The organism is Clostridioides sp. LIBA-7602 (assembly GCF_056688945.1).
Genome location: NZ_CP196991.1, coordinates 1,803,167 through 1,824,913, shown reverse-complemented (window position 1 = coordinate 1,824,913; position 21,747 = coordinate 1,803,167). Strand labels below are relative to the sequence as shown.

Sequence of the window (21,747 nt, the reverse complement as noted above, 5' to 3'; positions counted from 1 at the left end):
CTTAATTTTATTAAAAAAAATTAAATATATATATTTATATATGTTTATCTTTATCTTTAATAATAAATAAATTTTTCAAAATATTCAATATTTTCAGTCTAACTGGTCATCAAAAGTGTATAAATGGTCAAAACCCATGTTTTTTTCTAGAAATATGTGTTTTTATAATTTTAATAATCACACTTATAATTAAAAGTGCATAAAATTATTTTAATATAAATTCTTCTTCTCCGCATATATATTTAAATAAATATTTATAACTTACAATTTTTCTTTTATAAACTCTCTAGTTCTATCCATTGTTGACCATACATCATCAGAATAAATCTCTGTGAATTTTTCTCCTGTAGTCTTACCCAACTCTTTCATCTTATTGCAAGCTATCCCACCAATTACATACAAATTTTGTGTTCCATATGGTTTATAGTCTTCTATATTTATAACTAGATAATTTTCTTTTGCTCTCTTATAATATAATCCTAAAATATCTGCTGATACCTTATCATCTCCACTATATACTATTGTATGTTTAAACATCTGCTTATCCTCTGAATTATCATTTATATTTTTATTTAATATTCCTTCTGCTATTAACTTTGCAATCGTATTTTTATTTTTAATATAATAATCTGTATCTGCTTTGCTATCTACAAAACATACTTCGATTAATATTGCAGGGGCTTTGGTATGACTAAACCAATAAAGACCTCTTACATCAGATTTTGCACCTCTATTTTTAAACACTATTGACAATTTTGAATTAACTTTCTCAGCATATATTTTACCATTATTAGTTTTATATATCGTTTCTGTACCCATTGGATCTAGAGTTGTGTTATTTGCATTAAAATGAATTTGTACTGCTAAATCTACGTCTTGTTTGTTCGCTATTTGACATTGTTCAGATAGATAATTATTCGATTTATCTATCTTCCCAGTATATACAGTTGCTCCACCTTGTTTCAACCATTTAACAATTAAATCAGTTAGTATTCTGTTTTCTGTTCCTTCATCTATGTAACCAACTGCTCCTGTTCCTTTACCTGTTAGTGTATGCCCTGGTACTATTGCTATTTTCATTGTTTTTTCCTCCTTTAACCATTTGTAAGTTTGATTTATACCTATTGATATACCCCAATAAATTACACATTGTAAAACTCAGTAGCATTTAATTCTAACATTACACTGAAAAACGTATCAAGTATTAATAACACTGCTGGAATATACTTGTTATCTAACTGTTTATACTTCTTACAACCAATTCGTAAAACATAAGGAGCAGCAACTAAAATTAGTAAATGCTCGGCTATGAAGCTTACTAAATTATACATTTCTTGACATCTTAATTAAAATGTTCCTCTCTGTATTGCAAATATAAAGAATCATACAAGAGTTATAATCATTTTACCAATCAGCAACTTTAACATACTTGTAAATGTGTTTAAATTCTCACACAATACTTTTAATTTATCTATTTCATCATTATTTTTATTTATTGTTATCTCATATCGTTTCAAGTTTTCTTTGAAAAATTCTTAATTCATGAAAACCACCTTATTTTGTATTAAAATAAGACTTAGAGATTATCTAAACCTTATAAAAAAATTTATAGTATTAATTTTTATTCATTATAATATTGATTTTTATACTCTAATAGCTATCCACTCAACATTACTTATAGTTTGAGAATAATCACTGGTTAATTTATATGTAAATCTACTATCATTAAGTGGAACTTGAAATATGCCACCTGTTTTACTTTGATAAATTTTTCCAGAAATAGTATCAATCTAACTAGAATAAATATATGCATAATATTTCTTATTAATATAACAAATAATAAAAAAATTAGGTGTGAAGTTTAAAGAAACATTTAAACTCGCATAACCACCAAAAGAATTACAATTACTTTTTGCAAATTTTGCACGTTTAGAAATTTCCGTATTTAACTGATTTATAGAATTATTAGCGTAAGTTAATTGATTTGTTAAATTCTCAGTGCTGGTATCTCCACTCTCAAAAGATTGTTTTATCTTTTCTGGCAATTCCACTAATGTATTGTTTAGACTTGATTCAATATTTTTTAATACTAATATATTTATGATAGATGTTTTACTATTTATCAAGCCATATTTAATTTTGCTTGAATTTACATACCAATTAGCTAATATAAAACCTTTATTAATTCAAGAAAATTCAGTTTATTTTGAATCTTTTCATGCCACTTAGTTAATATAAAACCTTAGAAAATATTATGATGAAAATATAGAGATTTCAACCTTTACATACCACTTAGTTAATATAAAACACTCTTGTATTCTCTTTTCTTCATCTGTAATAAATATCTTTACATACCACTTAGTTAATATAAAACGAAAAAGGGGAAATTGATACAAGCAAAATTGGTTTGGCTTTACATACCACTTAGTTAATATAAAACCTTTTCTCCAAATTCTGTTATAAGCATATATTTTACCTTTACATACCACTTAGTTAATATAAAACATGGTCGTCGAGGATATTCCACAGGAGTTAAACCCGACTTTACATACCACTTAGTTAATATAAAACGCTATAATAAAAAACAGATGGGGAGGAGCTTCTTTGCTTTACATACCACTTAGTTAATATAAAACTTGCTAATGATTCAACAGCAATGAGACATATTATAGACTTTACATACCACTTAGTTAATATAAAACATAGACACAACAACATTACTTGCACAGCTAAATACTCTTTACATACCACTTAGTTAATATAAAACATTTTGATAAGTTAAAAACTGACGCAATACAGATTTCTTTACATACCACTTAGTTAATATAAAACTTGTTTAGGTCAAGTCTGATTTGACGTATTAAAGTACTTTACATACCACTTAGTTAATATAAAACACTTGACTCAATTATAGAAACTGTTAACTTTATAAACTTTACATACCACTTAGTTAATATAAAACTCAGTAGCTCGTCCAACAGCTCTGTAACTATCCATCCTTTACATACCACTTAGTTAATATAAAACAACTTGAAACTCAAACTAATGTGTACAAACATAACTTCTTTACATACCACTTAGTTAATATAAAACTATCTTTTCATTCGTTATAGAGTTATATGACAGAATGCTTTACATACCACTTAGTTAATATAAAACCCCAAAATAAATTGAGCATTTTCAATACTTCAATCCACATAATTCTTTTAAAATTGCAGTGACCGACCAATAGTGTTTTTTGACACTTCACAAAAACCTCTATAGTGCAGTAATTTCAATGACTACAAGCAAAACATCGAAAAAATCGAACACTGCAAAACTTTTATATTTTTATTATATCATAAATAGATTATTTTTTAATAAACTATGAAAAAATTTTGCACTTGTTATAAAATATAATTAAATAATCCTTTTAACTTAAAAGATGGCGTTCTTATGTATATTGAATCAGACTTCATAAGAAAAAAGATACTAAAAAACATTTAATTAAAATCGACTATAAGCAACAATAAATTTGTTACTCAAAACAATATCGCTGTAATTGATAGATACATCAAATACTTAGGAGATATAAAAATAACTATGAATAGATATTCTCACATTTTAGATGAAATAGATAAAGAAACATCTGAGAATATAAACAATGTTCTCTTCAAATAATGTTCAGTTTTGTGTCAGTCAAATATCAGTTAACGTCATATTTTTCTTAAATATCAGCCAAATGTCAGTGATATGTATCTTAAGATATACTACTAAACAACTGTCTTTCACTACTATTTAATATTATATAATAGTATTTATACCTCAGATTTGATATAATACATATGGTAAAATTTTAATTTATAAAACCAAAAATAACCTACATATATTAAAATTAACAAATTTGAAACTAAGGAGACTTATATGTTAAAGGCAATAAAAGGAAATATAATTTTCACAAAAACTTCAGACACTTTCACAGTACTTGAAAATAGTTACATTATACTGGATAAAGGCAAGGTAAAAGGAATATTTAAAGAAATACCTAAAGAATATAATAATCTAGAAATTGTAGATTACACTGATAAACTCATAATACCTGGCATGAATGACCTTCATTGTCATGCATCTCAATTTAAAAATCTAGGAATGGCTATGGATAAAGAACTTCTACCATGGCTTGAAACTTATACATTTCCAGAAGAATCAAACTATGCAGATATAGAATATGCCACAAAAATGTATAAAAAATTTGTAAAAGAAGTTTGGAAATCTGGAACTACAAGAATAACTGTATTTGCTACAGTGCATAAGGAAGCTTCTATGAAACTTATGGATATATTTAAAGAGGTTGGACTTGGAGCATATGTTGGTAAAGTAAATATGAACATGAATTGCCCTGACACCTTACTAGAAAATACTTATGATTCTATTGCTGATACAGAAGAAATTATAAACAAATACAATGATACAGATTCTATTGTAAAACCAATAATAACTCCTAGATTTATACCAAGCTGTACAAGTGAACTTTTAAAAGGTTTAGGAGATTTATGTTTAAAGCATAATATTCCTATACAGTCACACTTATCTGAAAATCATGATGAAATTGAATGGGTTAAAAGTTTAGAGCCTAAATCTAAATTTTATGGAGATGCCTACAATAGATATAATTTATTTGGTCAAACTCCTACACTAATGGCTCACTGTATTCATTGCTCTCAGGAAGAAATAGATTTAATGAGAGAAAATGATGTTATGGCAGTTCACTGCCCAGCTTCTAACTTTAATGTTGGTAGTGGAGCTATGCCTATTAGAAAATTACTTGATAATAATATTAAATTAGCTCTTGGTTCAGATATAAGTGGTGGGCATACCTTGTCAATATTTAAAGCTATAGTATCTGCAATACAGTTATCTAAATTATATTGGGTAAATTCTGGTAAGAAGTGTAATTTCTTATCTTTATCTGAAGCTTTTTATATTGCAACTAAAAGTGGAGGAAGTTTTTTTGGAAAAGTTGGTAGCTTTGAAGAAGATTACGATTTTGATGCATTAATTATTGATGATTCAGATTTAAATCATGCCGATTATTCTATACTTGAAAGACTTGAAAGATTTATCTATGTTGGCGATGATAGAAATATCATTCATAGATATGTATGTGGACAATTAATTGAAGAACCTAATATAGAATTATAACAAAAATTTTAATTATATGAAATTTGTTCATATAAACTGTTTGATTTACATAACTACTATGAATAAAAGAGTATCTTTTAAACCTAAAACTATAGGTTAAAATATACTCTTTTTTAGCTTATTTATAAATTTTAGTGAGTGTAACATCTCTTCACTAATATAATTTTCTTTGCTATAATCTACTCTTCACATTTAAGATTATCTATATTCATCTAGATATTGAGCAAGATTACTTATACTCTTATAGAATTAATAACTCTTTTTATAAGTAATCTTAAGCTTTACTTTTGTTGTATGCTTTACATACACTAAGTATTAAGATTGAACCTATAACCCCAAGAACTATTCTACTTATTAAAAACTCCACTGGCACATCAAATGCAAGATTCGCCATCCTATTTGAAACTTTATTTTCTATTACAGAATTTACAAGATTCTTGCCAGATATAATAGATAATGCATTGGAATTTGTTAAAAGAAATATTATTGGAATAAAAATATATAGTAAGTTTCCATTTATATTTCCAATAAACATACCTACACATGATACAAATAATACTGACGGTATTAAAATAAGTAGTATTGGTTTTACAAGAGTTTCAAAATCATTAAATTGAAATAATCTATTGTAAAAAATAAAACTTATTGCAATTACAACTGTAACTGTTAAAAGATATGCAACTGCTATTGTAAGACTTTTTAAGCAAAAATAGAAATATTAGATTCATTTCTTATCATTTCACAAACTACAAAACCATCTATCTTTGGCATAAGTATATCTACTAAAATTAAATCAAAGTAATTTTTTTTGAACTTTTCAATACCATCAAGCCCATCTTTTGCTGTTATAATGTTGTATCCTGTATTTTCTAAAAATGTTTTTATTATATTTTGAATATCTATATCGTCTTCTATAACTAATATCCTTTTTGACAAACTTATCCCCCATTTCTATATCTATAAATTTTAGATTGCATATTTAGATTATATCTTATCTTTATGTTTTTAATGTGTGGTGCAAAGTTAATACCTTAAGCACTTCTCATATTATATATTTGGAAAAATATAGGGTCAATAGCATAATCTAATGTAAATTTCTCCATAAATATTTATATTTTTCCTCATTTTTTAGTTTTATTAATTTTTTTAAGAAATACTAAATTTTATTTGTAAATATGTAGCATTTTTTGCAGTATTTTTATATAATATATATGTACAAATAATTTTGGAGGTTTTATCTAATGAGTGAGTTTAGAAATGTTACTGCAGTAAAGAAGGCAAACGTTTATTTTGATGGTAAAGTAAGTAGTAGAGTAATAATATTCCCTAATGGAGAAAGAAAAACTTTAGGATTAATGTTACCTGGAGAATATACTTTTTCTACTAGAGAAGAAGAAATAATGGAGATGCTTGCTGGAAGTATGGATGTAAAGTTACCTGGAAGTAATGAGTTTATAACTTATAAAGAAGGGCAAAAATTTAACGTTCCTAGCGATTCAAGTTTCGATTTAAAGGTTAACGAAGTTGTTGACTACTGTTGCTCATATATAGTCGATTAATAAACATACATATTCTTACATAAAATTAAACACATCTGAAAAGAGCAGTTTATTGAAAAACTGCTCTTTTTTATATAATCTTAAAATTAATTTAAATCTGGAACTATTGTATCTAATATCTCATCTAATACAAACAGCATTACTTTTATCATAATTGGCATTAATACTGCTAATGCCATAGTTATAAGAATTAATTCTTTACTTAATGCTACAAATGAGAATAATCCACCTAAAAATAGAATTCCAATAACAAATGCAATAGTCATACTTACAATTAAAAATAATCTTTCTTTATTAAATGGTAAACATTGTTGTCTTAATATTAAAAGACCACATACACCAGTTAATATCGCACACATCGTAGAAAATACACTTGAGCTATAACCTAAGTATTCAACTATATTGTAAACAATAATTACATTTACTGTCACACATAGTGCTCCTGGCAAAGCATTTTTTAATATATTAAGTAGAAAACTTCCTGAAATTCTACTTTTATTTGCTTCAAGAGCCAAGAAGAATGATGGTATACCAACTGTTACAGCTCCAATCAGTGATAATTGTATAGGTACGAATGGATACTGTCTACTAAAGAAAAATAATGTTAATAGTGACAAGAAGAATGAAAAAATTGTCTTTACTAAAAATAAAGAAGATGCTCTTTGAATATTATTAATCACCTTTCTTCCTTCCATAACAACTTTTGGCATTGATGCAAAATTTGAATCCAACAATACTAAATTAGAAACATTTTTAGTAACATCACTTCCAGACGCCATAGCTATACTACAATCAGCTTCTTTAAGCGCTAACACATCATTTACACCATCTCCAGTCATAGCTACTGTATGATTTTGTTTTTTTAATGCCAAAATCATTTGTTTCTTCTGTTGAGGGCTTACCCTTCCAAAAACACTATATTTATCAACTGCCTCATATATATCTTCATCACTTTTAAGTGTTGTTGCATCAATAAAATTACTGGCCGTTTTAAGACCTGCTTTTCTAGCCACTTCACTTACTGTTACTGGATTATCTCCAGATATAATTTTTATATCTACGCCTTCATTATAAAAAAATTCTAAAGTTTCCTTAGCCTCATCTCTAATTTTGTCCAAAATTAAAATAAAAGCTAGTGGCTTTATATCTTCAGGTATATGATTTTCTTCCATATAAGAATTACTATGAGCTAAAACTATTACCCTATTGCCTTTTTTAGAATATTTTTCAACCTCTGTTTTAAGTTCTTTATGTTTATCCTTAAAAATAAACTCAAATGCCCCTAGTAAATATGTACCTTTATCTTCAAAGGCTACTCCACTGTATTTTCTTTCTGACGAAAATGGTATTAAACTTTTAACTTTATAAGTATCTAAAATATTGTATTTATCTCTTATTGCATTTATTGTTGCATTATCATCCTTAAGGGAATTGCATATATTCCCCATTATATCATCAATATCTATTTCGTCTAACATTACTACATCATCAACTTGCATTTTACCTTCTGTAATTGTACCTGTTTTATCAAGACACAATGTGTCAACTCTAGCAAGAGTCTCTACACAGTATAATTCTTGCACTAAAGTTTTATGACTTGCAAGCTTTATAGTTCCTACAGCTAGAGCAATACTTGTAAGCAATGTCAATCCCTCTGGTATCATTCCATTTACAGCTGCCACAGTACCTACTACAGATGTCGTTATAGAATCTCCATTTCCAAAATGTTGCTTTACAAATAATATAATCCCTAGAGGAATAATTATTATACCTACAACTTTTAATATTGTATTTAATGAATTTCTAAGCTGAGAATTATGTTTTCTAGAAATCTTGGCATCATTGGCTATCTTATTTGCATAGTTATCTTTTCCTATATTTTCAACTCTCACAAAAGCCTCTCCAGAAACTACAAAGCTACCAGAATATAAGAAATCACCTTCATTTTTTATAATAATATCAGATTCGCCTGTAATTAAAGATTCATTTACCTCTAATTTTCCATCTAAAACTTTTGAATCTGCACAAATTTGATTCCCTGTTTTTAAAATCATAATATCATCTAATACTAATTCTTGTACATCAATCTCTTTTTTCTCTTCTTCCCTTATAACAGATACCTTATTTGAAACTATGACAGATAGATTGTCCAACAATCTTTTGGCTCTTATTTCTTGAATTACTCCTATAATAGTATTAATTACAGCAATAAATATAAATAAAGTATTTTTAAAAGAACCAACTGATACCAATAGACAAACTAAAACAATATTTATGAGATTAAAAAGTGTAAACACATTATCTTTAAAAATTTGTTTATATGTTTTAGTTTTTCCATTATCAAATACATTAATTAAATTATCATCTATTCTACTTTGAAGTTGTACGCTACTTAATCCCATGTTTATATCGCAATTATACCTTTTTAAATTAACACTATCCATATTCTACTCCTTTCAACTTAACCCTTTTTTATACTTAAATCTACAAATATATTATAAAATTCTCAATTTTTATATTTTATTATTCTATAGTTTATATAATAAAATATAAATCTAAAGATTTTAATAATATAATTCTTAAGATTTCCTAAATTTTTATAAATTTCGATATATTTTAGTTAAGCTTCTCTTAAACCAAAAGAGTAAAAGTTGTATCAAAATAAATTTCTATAATTTTTATGAATATTGGTATAATAATCATCATGTTAATATTCTTATATAAGCACTAATATAATTTAAAACTTCAGTAGTAAATATTATATATACAAAAAAGCTATCTAAACTATATTAAGTTAGATAGCTTTTTGTTATAAATACAAATTCCTTTATATTTATAATCTCTATTTTTAATTATTTATCTTTGCGACCATGTAAGTATAGGTTTCTTTACTGCCCTTGCATCATCCACTCTCTTAACTAGGGTATTATGTGGAGCAGTTTTCAATAGTTCTGGTTCTTCTTTTGCCTCCTTAGCAACATTTTTCATAGCTTCTATAAAACTATCTAATGTCTCTATGCTCTCACTTTCTGTAGGCTCTATCATAAGTGCCTCATTTATGATAAGAGGAAAATACATTGTTGGAGGATGATATCCATAATCCAGTAATCTCTTTGCTATATCTATAGTTTTTATATTTGACTCTCCTCTTGGTAACCCACCTAATACAAACTCATGTTTACATAAGGTATCTATTGGTAATATATAGTCATCTTTTATACTCTCTTTGATATAATTTGCATTTAAAACTGCCATTTCACTAGCCTCTTTAAGCCCATCTCTTCCCATAGTTAATATATATGTGTAAGCTCTTACAAGCACTCCAAAATTGCCATAGAAGTTTTTAATTTTTCCAATAGATTTTTCTCTATCATAATCTAATACATATTTATCTTCTTGTTTTTCAATCACTGGTATTGGTAAAAAAGGTACCAATTCTTTTTTAACTCCAACAGGACCAGCTCCTGGACCTCCTCCTCCATGAGGAGTAGAAAAGGTCTTATGAAGATTAAGATGGACTACATCAAATCCCATATCTCCAGGTCTTGTTATTCCCATAATGGCATTCATATTTGCACCATCATAGTACAAGAGTCCTCCTGCTTCATGTACAAGACTTGCTATTTCTTTTATATTTTTTTCAAACAATCCAAGAGTACTTGGATTAGTAAGCATAAGAGCTGCTACTTCATCACTTAAAGCTTCTTTTAACGCATCTATGTCTATAGCTCCATTTTTATCAGATGTTATCTGAATCACATCAAAGTTTGCCATAGCTGCACTTGCTGGGTTTGTTCCATGTGCAGAATCAGGAATTATTACTTTAGTTCTCTTATGGTCTCCTCTATTTTCATGATATGCTTTTATAATCATAAGACCTGTAAATTCACCATGTGAACCTGCGGAAGGTTGTAGTGTAACTTCATCCATACCTGTAATTTCTGCAAGTCGATTTGATAAGTCATACATTAAAGAGAGAGAACCTTGTGCTGTGTATGAAGATTGGTATGGATGCATTCCAGTAAAGTTTGGAAGTGCTGCCATATCTTCATTTATTTTAGGATTATATTTCATAGTACAAGAACCTAAAGGATAAAAACCTGTATCAACTCCAAAATTTTTATTTGATAATAGGGTATAATGTCTAACTAATTCTAATTCGCCAACTTCTGGCAAATTCAATTCACTTTGTCTAACCATACTTTGGTCAATCATATCTTCTACTTTTATATCATCTATATCTAACTTTGGAAGCGAATATGCTTTTCTACCTTTTTTAGATATATCTATCAACAAACTATTATATTCTTTCATTATAATCCCTCCATTATTCCAACTAACTTATCTATTTCTTCTTTGCTTCTTTTCTCAGTTACACAAAGTAAAGTTGAATTTTTTAATTCTGGGTAATTGTGCTCTAAGTTATAACCACCTAATATATTTTCTTCTAAAAGCTTATTATTTATAGTCTCTATATTAAGATTTCCTTGTACAGTAAATTCTTTGAAAAATTTACCTTTAAATATTGGCTTATATTTTCCTGTTTGTATAAGCTTATTATAAGCATAATGTGCTTTTTTCATAGATTGCATACCAACCTCTTTAAATCCTTCTTTCCCCATAGTAGCCATGTATATTGAAGCTACAAGAGCATTTAAAGCTTGATTTGAACATATATTAGAAGTTGCTTTTTCTCTTCTCACATGCTGTTCTCTAGTTTGTAAAGTTAACACATATGCAGTTTTTCCTTCTGTATCCAAGCTTTGCCCAACTATCCTTCCTGGCATTTTTCTCGTATACTTAGATTTACTAGCCAAAAATCCTACATAAGGTCCTCCAAAGTTAAGAGGATTTCCTAGTGATTGAGCTTCTCCAATAACAATATCTGCTCCTATCTCACCTGGCGTCTTTAAAACACCTAATGATATTGGGTCAACACTCATAACTAACATAGCTTTATTTTCATGAGTTATCTTTTCTATTTCCTCCATTTCTTCAATAATACCAAAGAAGTTAGGAGTCTGTATAAGAACACATGCTGTATCTTTATCCACTGAAGCCCTTAATTTTTCTATATCTGTAGTTCCATATTCATTACAAAAATCAATTTCTACTATTTCACAATCTTTGTATTGTAGATAAGTTTTAAGTACTGATAAAGTTTCAGGATGTGTAGTTTTTGATACTACTATTTTACTTTTTCTAGTCTGATTCATAGCCATTATGCATGCTTCTATTGCAGCAGTTGCTCCATCATACATTGATGCATTTGCAATTTCCATTCCAGTAATTTCTGCAATCATAGATTGGAACTCAAACACTACTTGTAAAGTCCCTTGACTTATTTCAGCTTGATATGGAGTATATGCTGTATAAAATTCAGACCTTGAAGTTATATGTTTTATAATTGATGGTATATAATGGTCATATGCACCAGCTCCAAGAAAACAAGTTAAGTCTTCTAAACTTAAATTTTCTTCTGATAGCCTTTTTACTATTTTACTTACTTCTAATTCAGATTTCCCACTTTCCAAGTTTAAATCTCTTTTTAACTTTATTTCATCTGGTATATCTGAAAATAATTCATCAACTGAATTTAATCCTACTACCTTTAACATTTTTGATTTATCTTCACTTGTGGCAGGTATATATGAAAATTTATTTTCTTCATTTAATACAGTATTATCTTTTTTATATTGCTTTTTATAAAAAGGTTTCTTAACTATCATGGCAGGAACAACTTTTTTTCTGATTGCTATACCTATTTCATTTCCTACTTTTGCATACTCAGAATCTATAATTCCCATACCTAAAATCTTTCCTGTTGTTGGAGAAGCACATCCTGTTGTTACAAAGCCTACTATTTTGTCACCAATCTTTATATCGTATCCATTTCTAGGCATCCCTTTGCCTTGCATTTCAAATCCAACTAATTTTCTTTTAGCTCCATTTTCTTTTTCTTCTGATAAGATTGTTTTTCCAATAAAATCTTCCTTGCTTGTTTTTACAAAAATTGATAGGCCTCCTTCAATTGGAGATATATGTTCGCCTATTTCATGACCATATAGAGGTAGAGCTGCTTCAAATCTCAAAGTATCTCTACAACCTAAACCAGCAGGACATATATCTTCTCCTCCAGCTTTTAAAACTTCATTCCAAATTATTTCTGTATGTTCATTTTTACAATATATCTCAAATCCATCTTCTCCAGTATATCCTGTTCTTGAAACTAAACAAGTTAAACCACATATTTTTGTTGATGGAATTGACTTATAAAATTTTATTGATTTTAAATCTATGTCTGTGATTTTTTGAAGAATTTCTTCTGCTTTAGGCCCTTGAACTGCTAGTTGACTAACTTCATTAGAAACATTTTTTATATCTACATTGTAACCTTTACTTTGTTTTATTATCCATGCCACATCTTTATCTATATTCCCTGCATTTATTACTAATAAATAATCTTCTTCACCAAATTTATATATTAATAAATCATCAACTACTCCTCCGTTTTCATAACACATAGGTGTATATATAATGTCATTTACCTTTAATGTGCTTATATCATTTGTAACTAAATTTTGTATAAATTTTTCTGAATCTACACCTTTTATTTGTACCTCTCCCATATGAGATACATCAAAGATACCTGCACTTTTTCTAACCATTTCATGCTCTTTATTTATTCCTTCATATTCTAAAGGCATTTCCCAGCCAGCAAACTCAACAAGTTTTGCTCCAAGCTCTTTGTGTATATTATACAAAGGCACTCTTTTCAATTCATTCATATATAACCCTCCCTATAAAATTAGACCCACTATATTTAAGCAATTTCGATATTATGTCCTATACTTTTTCATAAAAAAAAGATATATTAGCATAGAAAATAATCCTAGCCTATATATCCCTGTTTGTATACCTGAAAGATTTAATAATTTAATATTATTTTGCTTCTTCGGTGACTTATAGTATATTAACTTAAGTCTCTCCAGAGTCCCATCAACTAGCGATATCTTTGCCTGAAAGTTTCTCTAAGAATTGGCATTTCTTAAATTTCTTCTTCGGCGCCTTTTTATATAAAGGTCTCTCTCGCTAATCTCATTTGGAAATATTTATTTTCATTTTTATTGTATGAATATTTCAATTAAATGTCAACACATTATATTTATTTTTTTTTATGTATTAATTTTTTTGTTAAGTTTTTATTATCAATTATATTACTTTTATATTATTAACTTTTATACATATATGTTATATATTAATGTAAAATAATATATTTATTTAATTTATTATTAATATGTCATACAAAACACTAAAAGTAAAGTTATATTGTAATTTACTATATTATGTTAAAGATATATTCATACACACAATAGAATCGTTTGCAATTTTATCTTTGTGAAAAATAAGATTTTGAAATAGAGCATTTTTAAATAAAATTAAACTTATTAAACAGATATATTTTTTATAAGTTTATAAAAAACAGATTATATTGTGACTTTAAATTGTTTCTTAGAAATACGTTATTATAGATTTTATATTCTTAACAAATGTCTTAAAATTTATATGTAAACACATTTTCAGACAACAAAAAAAGCACTTAATGTGCTTTTGTATATTTATTAGAAAATATCTTTAGAAATATATTCATATTGTATTTTGGTTTATTTCTCAAAAAATAAAAACGGGATAGCCCACTCCGAAAGCCAGCAACCCCAGTTTTTTTCAGCACAACTAAGCACTGTAGAGTGCGGATGAAGGGAGTCGAACCCCCACGCCAATGGCGCTAGATCCTAAGTCTAGTGCGTCTGCCAATTCCGCCACATCCGCTTATCACTCTTTTATTTTACTATATTTCCCTATTATTTTCAATAACTTTTTAAAATTATCTAAAAACTAACAAAACAATGATAATAAAAGGCTAAATTTATTTATATCCTTATTCTGCAAGTTCTATCTCTGCTTCATCAACTTTCTTACCAATTATTTGAATACCAACAAATACAGCAGCTATAGCTACTGGTAATACTATATATATTGGCAATCCTAATCCAGCTGGTATATATCCAAATACAATAGTGATTACTGCTGTAAATATAGCATATGGCATTTGAGTATTAACATGGTCTATATGATTACAACCAGCTCCCATCGAAGAAAGTATTGTTGTATCTGAAATCGGAGAACAGTGGTCTCCAAATATTGCACCTGTTAAGACTGCACTTGTACTCACTATTACATAAGACATATCAGGATTTAATGAGTAAGCTAGTGGTATTGCTAGTGGCATAAGTATACCCATTGTTCCATAAGCTGTTCCAGTAGCAAAAGATATTATTGCTCCTAAACCAAATATTAAACTTGGCAATAAGAATGGAGGTAGTGAACCCGATAATAAGTGTATCAAAAATTTAGCTGTACCTAATTCTTTTATTACTGAACTTAATGACCATGCAAGTATTAATATTACACCAGTTATTACTAAACTTTTCATTCCATCTATCCAAACATCAATTGCTTCTGACACTGTAAAAATCTTCTTAACTACAGCCATTATAATAGCAACTAAACTTGCAACAAGTGCAGATTGGAATAATGCTCTAGATGCATCAGATGCACTAAATGCTTCTTTTATTGCTCCAAAAGAATATGGTGAATTTGTAAATAGTTGTATTAGAGCTTTATCTTCACCACCCATTATAGACGTATATCCACTATAATAGAATGATGCCAAAGCAACTATTATTAATGTTCCTATTGGGATTATAGCATTCCACACACTCAATTTCACTCCATTTTTTGGTGCTAAATCATCTAATTCTTCTACACCTTCATCAAGGTCTGTACCAACTTTTCTACTTCTAGATTTTATCTCAGCCTTTCTCATTGGCCCAAATTCTTTTAATAATAATGCTGATATTACAATAAACGCTAATATTAATATATTATAAAATCTAAATGGTATTGTATTTAAAAATATACCAAATGCATCAACATCCACACTTATACTTTCAAAAGCATCATGTATTAAACCAACTTCAAGACCTATCCATGTAGATATTATGGCTAATCCAGCAACTGGTGCTGCTGTAGCATCTATTATAAAGGCTAATTTTTCTCTTGATATTTTCATTTTATCTGCAACAGGTCTCATCATAGGACCTACTATTAATGAATTAGCATAATCATCAAAGAATACTAAAAGACCCAAAAACCATGTTATAAGTTGTGTACCTTTTGCTGATTTCGCTCTTTTGGCAAGTGCTTCAGCTATCGCCTTAGCTCCTCCCATTTTAGCAACAAGATTTATTACTCCTCCAATTGCTAGAACTTGTAGTATTATTCCTGCATTCCATGGGTCTGATAACGATACCAAAGCTCTGTCCACTAAATCTAAAAATGATTGTATAAGTGTGGCAAACACATTTATACCACTAGCTTTAATTATAAAACTACCAGAAAGAATTCCTATAAGTAAGGAAATTATTACGTTTTTAGTTATAAATGCAAGTATTATAGCAACTAATGGTGGTATTAAAGTTAAAATTCCAAATTTTTCTGCATTAGCTAGTGCAATAGTGTCTATATCTTCCTCCGCAAAAACCATTACTGTTGACATTATGAACATAATTGTCGTCAGAAAAATAATATTAATTTTTTTATTTCTCATATAAATCTCCCTCTCTTTTTAGTTTTGTGAATTGTACAGGGTATTTGATAAAACTAAAAAAGCCTTAAGTGCTAAACACTCAAGGCTTAAAAATTACAATACATCAACAATATTAAAATAAGTATAATATAATTCCTTAAATGATAGCTCACCACAAATAAACCTGTGACAGTTGTACATATTTTCTATGTACCCCCAGCAATATAATCTTAAAGCATCGATTATAAAACTTCGGCAATATCTCCTTTCCTAATAAATCTCTGTGCTTAACTCATTATTAGTACTGATAGATTATTGCGCCTCTACCCTTCTATTCACTTTTATTAAGTATATTTTGAGTATATATTATTTATTTAAACTTTGCAAGGTGGTTTTTAAAAATCCTTTTTATTTTTTACATGAAATTCCATTTTATTCTGATTTTGTTTAATGGACACTTCTATTAACACACGATTATCTTCTTGTTTAAAACTTCTAATTTAAAGGACTTTTCAAGTTATTGTCGAATTATAAAATTAATTGTACTAAGACCAACAAAAAAATTTTATCAATTATATGGAGGAATTACTTTAATGTTATTAATTTACAATGAAAAGACAAACCCTTACTTCAATTTAGCAATGGAAGAGTATCTTCTTAAAAATCTTGACGAAGACTTATTTATTTTATGGAGGAATGAACCTTCTATAATTGTTGGAAAAAATCAAAATACACTTTCTGAAATAAATTTAGAATATATAAAAGAAAATTCTATACCTGTCGTTAGGAGACAATCTGGTGGTGGAGCTGTATTTCACGATTTAGGAAATATAAATTTTACATTCATAGCTTGCAATAATAATAGCTTTAGTGATTTCAGAAGATTCACTCAACCAATAATAGACTTGCTTAAAACATTAGATGTCAACGCTGAATTTTCTGGAAGAAATGACCTTCTTATAGATGGTAAGAAATTTTCTGGAAATGCCCAGTACAACTACAAAAACAAGGTAATGCACCATGGTACGTTGTTATTTTCATCTGAGATAAACGACCTTTCAAAAGCTTTAAAAGTAAAGCCTATAAAATTTGAAGGAAAGGGAATAAAATCTGTAAAATCTCGTGTAACTAATATAAGTGAACATCTAAAATCTAAAATGGATATACTGGAATTTAAAGATGCAATCATGGATTATTTATCTAAAACTAATATTGATAATACTAATTATTGTTTAAGTAAGTATGACATAGAACAAATAGAAAAACTTACTAAATTAAAATATGAAACTTGGGATTGGAACTTTGGTAATTCACCAAAATATACTCTTTCAAATGAGTTAAAATATTCTGGTGGAAATGTTGAGTTTAATCTAAATGTTGATAAAGGCATAATAACAACTATAAAATTTTTTGGAGATTTTTTTGGAAAACGTGATGTTTCATTTGTGGAAGACAAACTTGTTGGCACAAAGCATGAAGAAAATGCTTTAAGAAATGTTTTAAATTCAATTGAAATAAATGATTATTTCTTAGGTGCTGATACTGATATTTTAGTTTCTGGAATCTTAGGTGTTAAATAGAAATACTAAAGATTTTAAAATATTTATAAAATTGTGTTTACATATATAAAAAATCATGATAATATTTATAACATAATTAAAAATTGATACTTCTTATCCAGAGTGGTGAAGGGACTGGCCCTATGAAACCCAGCAACCAGTATATTTTTATATACATTGGTGCTAAATCCTGCAGTATTATACTGAAAGATGAGTCTAAATTAGCTTTTAAAGCCTGAGTTTAAACTCAGGCTTATTTTATTTTGCAGTGTGATAAAAGAGGGTATTTTATTTTTAACTAATCAATCATATTCAGGAGGGAATTTATATGAAATTCAAAAAATTATTAAGTTTATTATTATGTCTAGTTTTCACTTTATCTATAGTTGGATGCTCTAAAGCTAACGATGACAAAAAAATTGTTGTTGGTGCTACTTTAGTACCAGGTGGAGAATTATTAGAAGAATTAAAGCCACTTATCGAAGAAAAAGGTTATACCTTAGAAATTAAGAATTTTGATGATTACATACTTCCAAACGAAGCTTTAAATAATGGAGAAATTGATGCAAATCTATTCCAACATGAACCTTATCTAAAAGAGGCTGTCAAAGCTAAAGGATATAAAATAATGGCTGGAAAAAAACTATATGTATGCCCAGCAATACTTTACTCTTACAAGATAAAATCTATTGATGAATTTAAAAAAGGAGATACAATTGCAATAAGCAACAATCCATCTTCTTGTTCTAAAGACCTTAGATATCTTGAAAGTATTGGGCTTTTAACTTTACCTAAAGATGATGGACTAGTTAGTCCTAAAGATATAATCGAAAATCCAAAAGGCATACAATTTAAAGAATTGGATATTGCTCAGATTCCATCTTCTCTTCCAGACGTAACTGCTGCATTTATAGATACTACATACGCAGTACCTGCTGGTCTTGATGCTAAGAAAAATGGACTTTATACAGCTCCTATAAATGATGAGTATGCAAATCTTTTGGCATTTAGAACTGAAGATAAAGATAGTGAAAAAATTAAAGTTCTACAAGATGTTCTTACATCAGATAAAGCAAGAAGTATAATTGAAGAGAAATACAAAGGAATTGTAATTCCTGTTTTCTAGTATATTTAGTATAATTTTAATATTATTATTCTAATCTTGTTGAATATTGACTTGTTAAGTGCTACCATTTAAGTAAATCTATGTTTATGGAGGAAGATTACTATGGCTATAGAATTAAAAAAGGGACAAAAAATAAACCTTACAAAAAAAGAAAATAGTGATTTAGGTGAAATCTTAGTTAATTTAAATTGGAATCAAAAAATACAAAAAAAAGGTTTTTTTGGCTCTCTAAAAAGCAGTAATATAGATTTAGATTTAGGTTGCCTGTTTGAAATGAAAAATGGTGTAAAAGGTGCTGTACAAGCATTAGGTAATTCTTTTGGTAGTTTAGAGAATCCCCCTTTTGCTCAATTAGATGGAGATGACAGAACAGGTAGCAATACACAAGGAGAAAATATAAGAATAAATGGTAATAAAATAAAAGAAATAAAGAGAATACTTATTTATGCTTTTATCTATGAAGGTGTAGCTAATTGGTCTGAGGCTGATGGAATTGTAACAATCAAACAAAAACAAGATTCAGATTTAGTTGTTAAACTTGATGAACATAAAAATGGCTATAACATGTGTTCAATAGCATTGATAGAAAATGTAAATGATGAGACATTCAGTGTTGAAAAAGTCATTAAATACTTTAAAGGCCATAAAGAAATGGACAATGAGTTTCATTGGGGCTTAAAATGGGTTGCAGGAAGAAAATAAGTACATTATCAAGAGACTATGAGTAAATTCACTCACAGTCTCTTTTTTTTATAATTATTTACTTTCTAACTATTATGAACAAATTCTTTATCCAATATTTCTTCAAATTCTAACATGGGCATTGGTCTATAAAATACAAATCCCTGTACTAAATCACATCCAACATCTTTTAGAAATTCAACTTGTTCCTTACATTCAATACCTTCTGCAACTGTTGTAATATTCAATTCTTTTAGCATATGTATAATATTTTTTATTACTGTTTTTTCTTTATCTTTGTCTAAGCTAGCATTAAAAAACATAGAATCAAGTTTTAAAACATCAAATGGTAAATCTTTTAAGACACCCAAAGATGAATACCCTTTTCCAAAATCATCTAAAGAGCAAGTAAATCCATTTTTATGTAAGTCATGTATAATTTCCAAAAAGTGTTCTTGATTCTCAAAAGCAACACTCTCAGTAAATTCAATTTCTATAGTGTTTTGAGGTATATTATATTTCTTTTTTATCTCTGAATAAGTTTCCACAAAGTTGGTATTATAAAACTGTATTCTAGAAACATTAACTGATATTTGAACAAATGGTTTATTTTCATCTAATCTCTTTCTAATCCATCTACAAACTTCTTCAAAAACATACTTGTCTACCAAACCAATAAAAAAATCCTTTTCCAGTATTGGAATAAATATTGCAGGAGATATGATACCTTTATCTGGAGTCAACCAACGTACTAAAGCTTCTGCACAATCTATCTTTTGATTATGTAAATTAACTTTGGGTTGAAAATAAACTATAAATTCTTTATTTTCAATGGCTTCATGTATTCTACTTTTGATTGTATTTTCTTCAATCATTTTTTTACGAATATTTTCATTGTAAAAAGCATAATTAGTACCTGGTTTATTTTTAACAGTTTTTTGTGCAAAGTTTGCTCTATTTATTAAATCATCTATGTTTAGTTTTTCAATTACATCTTCAATACAACAAATTCCACTGACAATCGTAATGTTATATTTGTTTTTAATTTCGTTCGTAATATTAATCAGTTTCTCATCTACAACTCGTTGTCGTATCACTAAGTCTGCCTTATCCACATAGCACCTTAAAGCAATAAATCTATCTGCAATTTCCCTTGCAAATATCTCATATTTTCCAATATCATTCATCATAAGATTAGCATATCGTTTTAATATCATATCACCATAATCATATCCAAATATGTCATTAATGTATTTAAAATTTTCAAAATCAATATAGAATACAGCAAATTTCTTGTCTTTATACTTATAAATATTTTGATTTGCATCTAGCTTAAACTTTTCTATAGTATTTGCTCCTGTGAGCTCATCTTTATACGCAATGTTTTTTAAATCTACATTTAATTTTTCCAAACTAATCAATTTTCTATTGTATTGTATAATCAATATAATCCATGCTAACATACCTATAATAGATATAATGATTATTAAAGTCATTAGATAATCACTTTTCTCTTTAGAAAAATTTTCTATTTCAAACACTGTATTATTTGCAAGATAAAAAAAGTCTTCACTTGTGTCTAATAAATGATTGTTTTCTTCATTCATTCTTACTTTTTCTATTTCACTATTTAAATCTTTCCACTTTTTTTCTAGTAAAAATAAATAATCGTTATATGTTTTGCAATCGGTAACTACCAAACCGTACTTTCCATCCCCTGTAATTAATTCATGTAAAATTCCATCTATATAGTCGATTAACTCATCATTTGGTTGATTGTCCATCTCTAATTTGCTTAAACGTTGACTCGCTCCACGGACGATACCAACATAATTAATTAGTTTTCCATAGTCCGCAATATTACGAATCAATTTAATCGAAATGGAGCTTATAGAAATTAATAAAATAAATAAGACTAAGATAGTTACCCTCAAAACTCTCTTCATAAAATACCCCTATCCTCTATGTAGTTTTTCATGTATTAGATATTCT

The 21,747-nt window shown here is 27.8% G+C and carries 14 protein-coding genes, 1 tRNA gene, 1 pseudogene, 1 CRISPR repeat array and 4 riboswitches; of the genes and pseudogenes, 5 read left to right on the top strand and 11 right to left on the bottom strand.

Features of this window, described 5'->3' with window-relative positions:
- Positions 1 to 261 precede the first annotated feature (261 nt).
- From ACTG45_RS08675 to ACTG45_RS08665, 3 genes and pseudogenes are all read right to left on the bottom strand, one after another.
- Positions 262 to 1,080, bottom strand: a complete 819-nt coding sequence (locus ACTG45_RS08675; RefSeq protein WP_479920178.1) for an N-acetylmuramoyl-L-alanine amidase — start codon at positions 1,078 to 1,080, stop codon at positions 262 to 264.
- 62 nt (positions 1,081 to 1,142) lie between these two features.
- A complete protein-coding gene (locus tag ACTG45_RS08670; protein ID WP_479920177.1) occupies positions 1,143 to 1,331 on the bottom strand; it encodes a hypothetical protein in 189 nt (62 codons plus the stop codon).
- A gap of 609 nt (positions 1,332 to 1,940) precedes the next feature.
- Positions 1,941 to 2,123: pseudogene (locus tag ACTG45_RS08665) on the bottom strand (hypothetical protein); the annotation flags it as partial.
- A gap of 24 nt (positions 2,124 to 2,147) precedes the next feature.
- Positions 2,148 to 3,159: a CRISPR direct-repeat array (repeat unit 29 nt; unit sequence CTTTACATACCACTTAGTTAATATAAAAC).
- A gap of 744 nt (positions 3,160 to 3,903) precedes the next feature.
- On the opposite strand from ACTG45_RS08665, the gene ACTG45_RS08660 reads away from it, so the two are divergent.
- Positions 3,904 to 5,181 (top strand): amidohydrolase family protein, encoded by a 1,278-nt coding sequence (locus ACTG45_RS08660; RefSeq protein WP_479920176.1) that lies wholly within the window; start codon positions 3,904 to 3,906, stop codon positions 5,179 to 5,181.
- A gap of 274 nt (positions 5,182 to 5,455) precedes the next feature.
- Here ACTG45_RS08660 and ACTG45_RS08655 read toward each other — a convergent pair whose 3' ends face one another.
- Complete coding sequence (locus tag ACTG45_RS08655; RefSeq protein ID WP_479920175.1) at positions 5,456 to 5,716, bottom strand: hypothetical protein; 261 nt, start codon at positions 5,714 to 5,716, stop codon at positions 5,456 to 5,458.
- A gap of 164 nt (positions 5,717 to 5,880) precedes the next feature.
- Positions 5,881 to 6,117, bottom strand: a complete 237-nt coding sequence (locus ACTG45_RS08650; protein WP_479920174.1) for a response regulator — start codon at positions 6,115 to 6,117, stop codon at positions 5,881 to 5,883.
- Positions 6,118 to 6,422: 305 nt separating this feature from the next.
- Here ACTG45_RS08650 and ppnP point away from each other — a divergent pair, with 305 nt between their 5' ends.
- Positions 6,423 to 6,740: a pyrimidine/purine nucleoside phosphorylase gene (gene ppnP, locus ACTG45_RS08645; protein WP_021384444.1), complete on the top strand. Its 318-nt coding sequence runs from the start codon at positions 6,423 to 6,425 to the stop codon at positions 6,738 to 6,740.
- An 86-nt stretch (positions 6,741 to 6,826) separates the two neighbouring features.
- Here ppnP and ACTG45_RS08640 read toward each other — a convergent pair whose 3' ends face one another.
- From ACTG45_RS08640 to ACTG45_RS08620, 5 genes are all read right to left on the bottom strand, one after another.
- Positions 6,827 to 9,184, bottom strand: coding sequence for an HAD-IC family P-type ATPase (locus ACTG45_RS08640; RefSeq protein WP_479918629.1), 2,358 nt, complete (start codon positions 9,182 to 9,184; stop codon positions 6,827 to 6,829).
- Positions 9,185 to 9,596: 412 nt separating this feature from the next.
- Positions 9,597 to 11,054, bottom strand: a complete 1,458-nt coding sequence (gcvPB, locus tag ACTG45_RS08635; RefSeq protein ID WP_479918628.1) for an aminomethyl-transferring glycine dehydrogenase subunit GcvPB — start codon at positions 11,052 to 11,054, stop codon at positions 9,597 to 9,599.
- Positions 11,054 to 13,528 carry an aminomethyl-transferring glycine dehydrogenase subunit GcvPA gene (gene gcvPA, locus ACTG45_RS08630; protein WP_479920173.1) on the bottom strand — a complete coding sequence of 825 codons (2,475 nt, stop codon included), beginning with the start codon at positions 13,526 to 13,528 and terminating at the stop codon, positions 11,054 to 11,056. Before gcvPA ends, gcvPB begins: the two co-directional genes overlap by 1 nt.
- 117 nt (positions 13,529 to 13,645) lie before the next feature.
- Positions 13,646 to 13,734, bottom strand: a riboswitch (glycine riboswitch).
- 3 nt (positions 13,735 to 13,737) lie between these two features.
- Positions 13,738 to 13,842, bottom strand: a riboswitch (glycine riboswitch).
- Between the two features lie 647 nt (positions 13,843 to 14,489).
- A tRNA-Leu gene (locus ACTG45_RS08625) sits at positions 14,490 to 14,570 on the bottom strand.
- A 109-nt stretch (positions 14,571 to 14,679) separates the two neighbouring features.
- Positions 14,680 to 16,410, bottom strand: coding sequence for a Na+/H+ antiporter NhaC family protein (locus ACTG45_RS08620; RefSeq protein ID WP_479920172.1), 1,731 nt, complete (start codon positions 16,408 to 16,410; stop codon positions 14,680 to 14,682).
- A 136-nt stretch (positions 16,411 to 16,546) separates the two neighbouring features.
- Positions 16,547 to 16,723: riboswitch (Lysine riboswitch) on the bottom strand.
- 259 nt (positions 16,724 to 16,982) lie between these two features.
- On the opposite strand from ACTG45_RS08620, the gene lplA reads away from it, so the two are divergent.
- The 3 genes from lplA (at position 16,983) to ACTG45_RS08605 (ending at position 19,776) form a co-directional block, all read left to right on the top strand.
- Entirely contained in the window at positions 16,983 to 17,969 is a 987-nt protein-coding gene (gene lplA, locus ACTG45_RS08615) for a lipoate--protein ligase (RefSeq protein WP_021384423.1), read from the top strand.
- A 90-nt stretch (positions 17,970 to 18,059) separates the two neighbouring features.
- Positions 18,060 to 18,165: riboswitch (SAM riboswitch) on the top strand.
- Positions 18,166 to 18,276: 111 nt separating this feature from the next.
- Positions 18,277 to 19,074: a MetQ/NlpA family ABC transporter substrate-binding protein gene (locus ACTG45_RS08610; protein WP_021384416.1), complete on the top strand. Its 798-nt coding sequence runs from the start codon at positions 18,277 to 18,279 to the stop codon at positions 19,072 to 19,074.
- A gap of 102 nt (positions 19,075 to 19,176) precedes the next feature.
- Complete coding sequence (locus ACTG45_RS08605) at positions 19,177 to 19,776, top strand: TerD family protein (protein ID WP_479918625.1); 600 nt, start codon at positions 19,177 to 19,179, stop codon at positions 19,774 to 19,776.
- A gap of 65 nt (positions 19,777 to 19,841) precedes the next feature.
- Here the strand turns inward: ACTG45_RS08605 and ACTG45_RS08600 are convergent, their stop codons facing one another.
- Positions 19,842 to 21,701, bottom strand: a complete 1,860-nt coding sequence (locus tag ACTG45_RS08600) for a putative bifunctional diguanylate cyclase/phosphodiesterase (protein WP_479920171.1) — start codon at positions 21,699 to 21,701, stop codon at positions 19,842 to 19,844.
- Positions 21,702 to 21,747 lie beyond the last annotated feature (46 nt).

What these genes read in the sequence shown, in the direction of transcription:
- ACTG45_RS08675 (WP_479920178.1), bottom strand. Translation starts at nt 1,080, where the DNA reads ATGAAAATAGCAATAGTACCAGGGCATACACTAACAGGTAAAGGAACA.
- ACTG45_RS08670 (WP_479920177.1), bottom strand. Translation starts at nt 1,331, where the DNA reads ATGTATAATTTAGTAAGCTTCATAGCCGAGCATTTACTAATTTTAGTT.
- ACTG45_RS08660 (WP_479920176.1), top strand. Translation starts at nt 3,904, where the DNA reads ATGTTAAAGGCAATAAAAGGAAATATAATTTTCACAAAAACTTCAGAC.
- ACTG45_RS08655 (WP_479920175.1), bottom strand. Translation starts at nt 5,716, where the DNA reads ATGTTTATTGGAAATATAAATGGAAACTTACTATATATTTTTATTCCA.
- ppnP (WP_021384444.1), top strand. Translation starts at nt 6,423, where the DNA reads ATGAGTGAGTTTAGAAATGTTACTGCAGTAAAGAAGGCAAACGTTTAT.
- ACTG45_RS08640 (WP_479918629.1), bottom strand. Translation starts at nt 9,184, where the DNA reads ATGGATAGTGTTAATTTAAAAAGGTATAATTGCGATATAAACATGGGA.
- gcvPB (WP_479918628.1), bottom strand. Translation starts at nt 11,054, where the DNA reads ATGAAAGAATATAATAGTTTGTTGATAGATATATCTAAAAAAGGTAGA.
- gcvPA (WP_479920173.1), bottom strand. Translation starts at nt 13,528, where the DNA reads ATGAATGAATTGAAAAGAGTGCCTTTGTATAATATACACAAAGAGCTT.
- ACTG45_RS08620 (WP_479920172.1), bottom strand. Translation starts at nt 16,410, where the DNA reads ATGAGAAATAAAAAAATTAATATTATTTTTCTGACGACAATTATGTTC.
- lplA (WP_021384423.1), top strand. Translation starts at nt 16,983, where the DNA reads ATGTTATTAATTTACAATGAAAAGACAAACCCTTACTTCAATTTAGCA.
- ACTG45_RS08610 (WP_021384416.1), top strand. Translation starts at nt 18,277, where the DNA reads ATGAAATTCAAAAAATTATTAAGTTTATTATTATGTCTAGTTTTCACT.
- ACTG45_RS08605 (WP_479918625.1), top strand. Translation starts at nt 19,177, where the DNA reads ATGGCTATAGAATTAAAAAAGGGACAAAAAATAAACCTTACAAAAAAA.
- ACTG45_RS08600 (WP_479920171.1), bottom strand. Translation starts at nt 21,701, where the DNA reads ATGAAGAGAGTTTTGAGGGTAACTATCTTAGTCTTATTTATTTTATTA.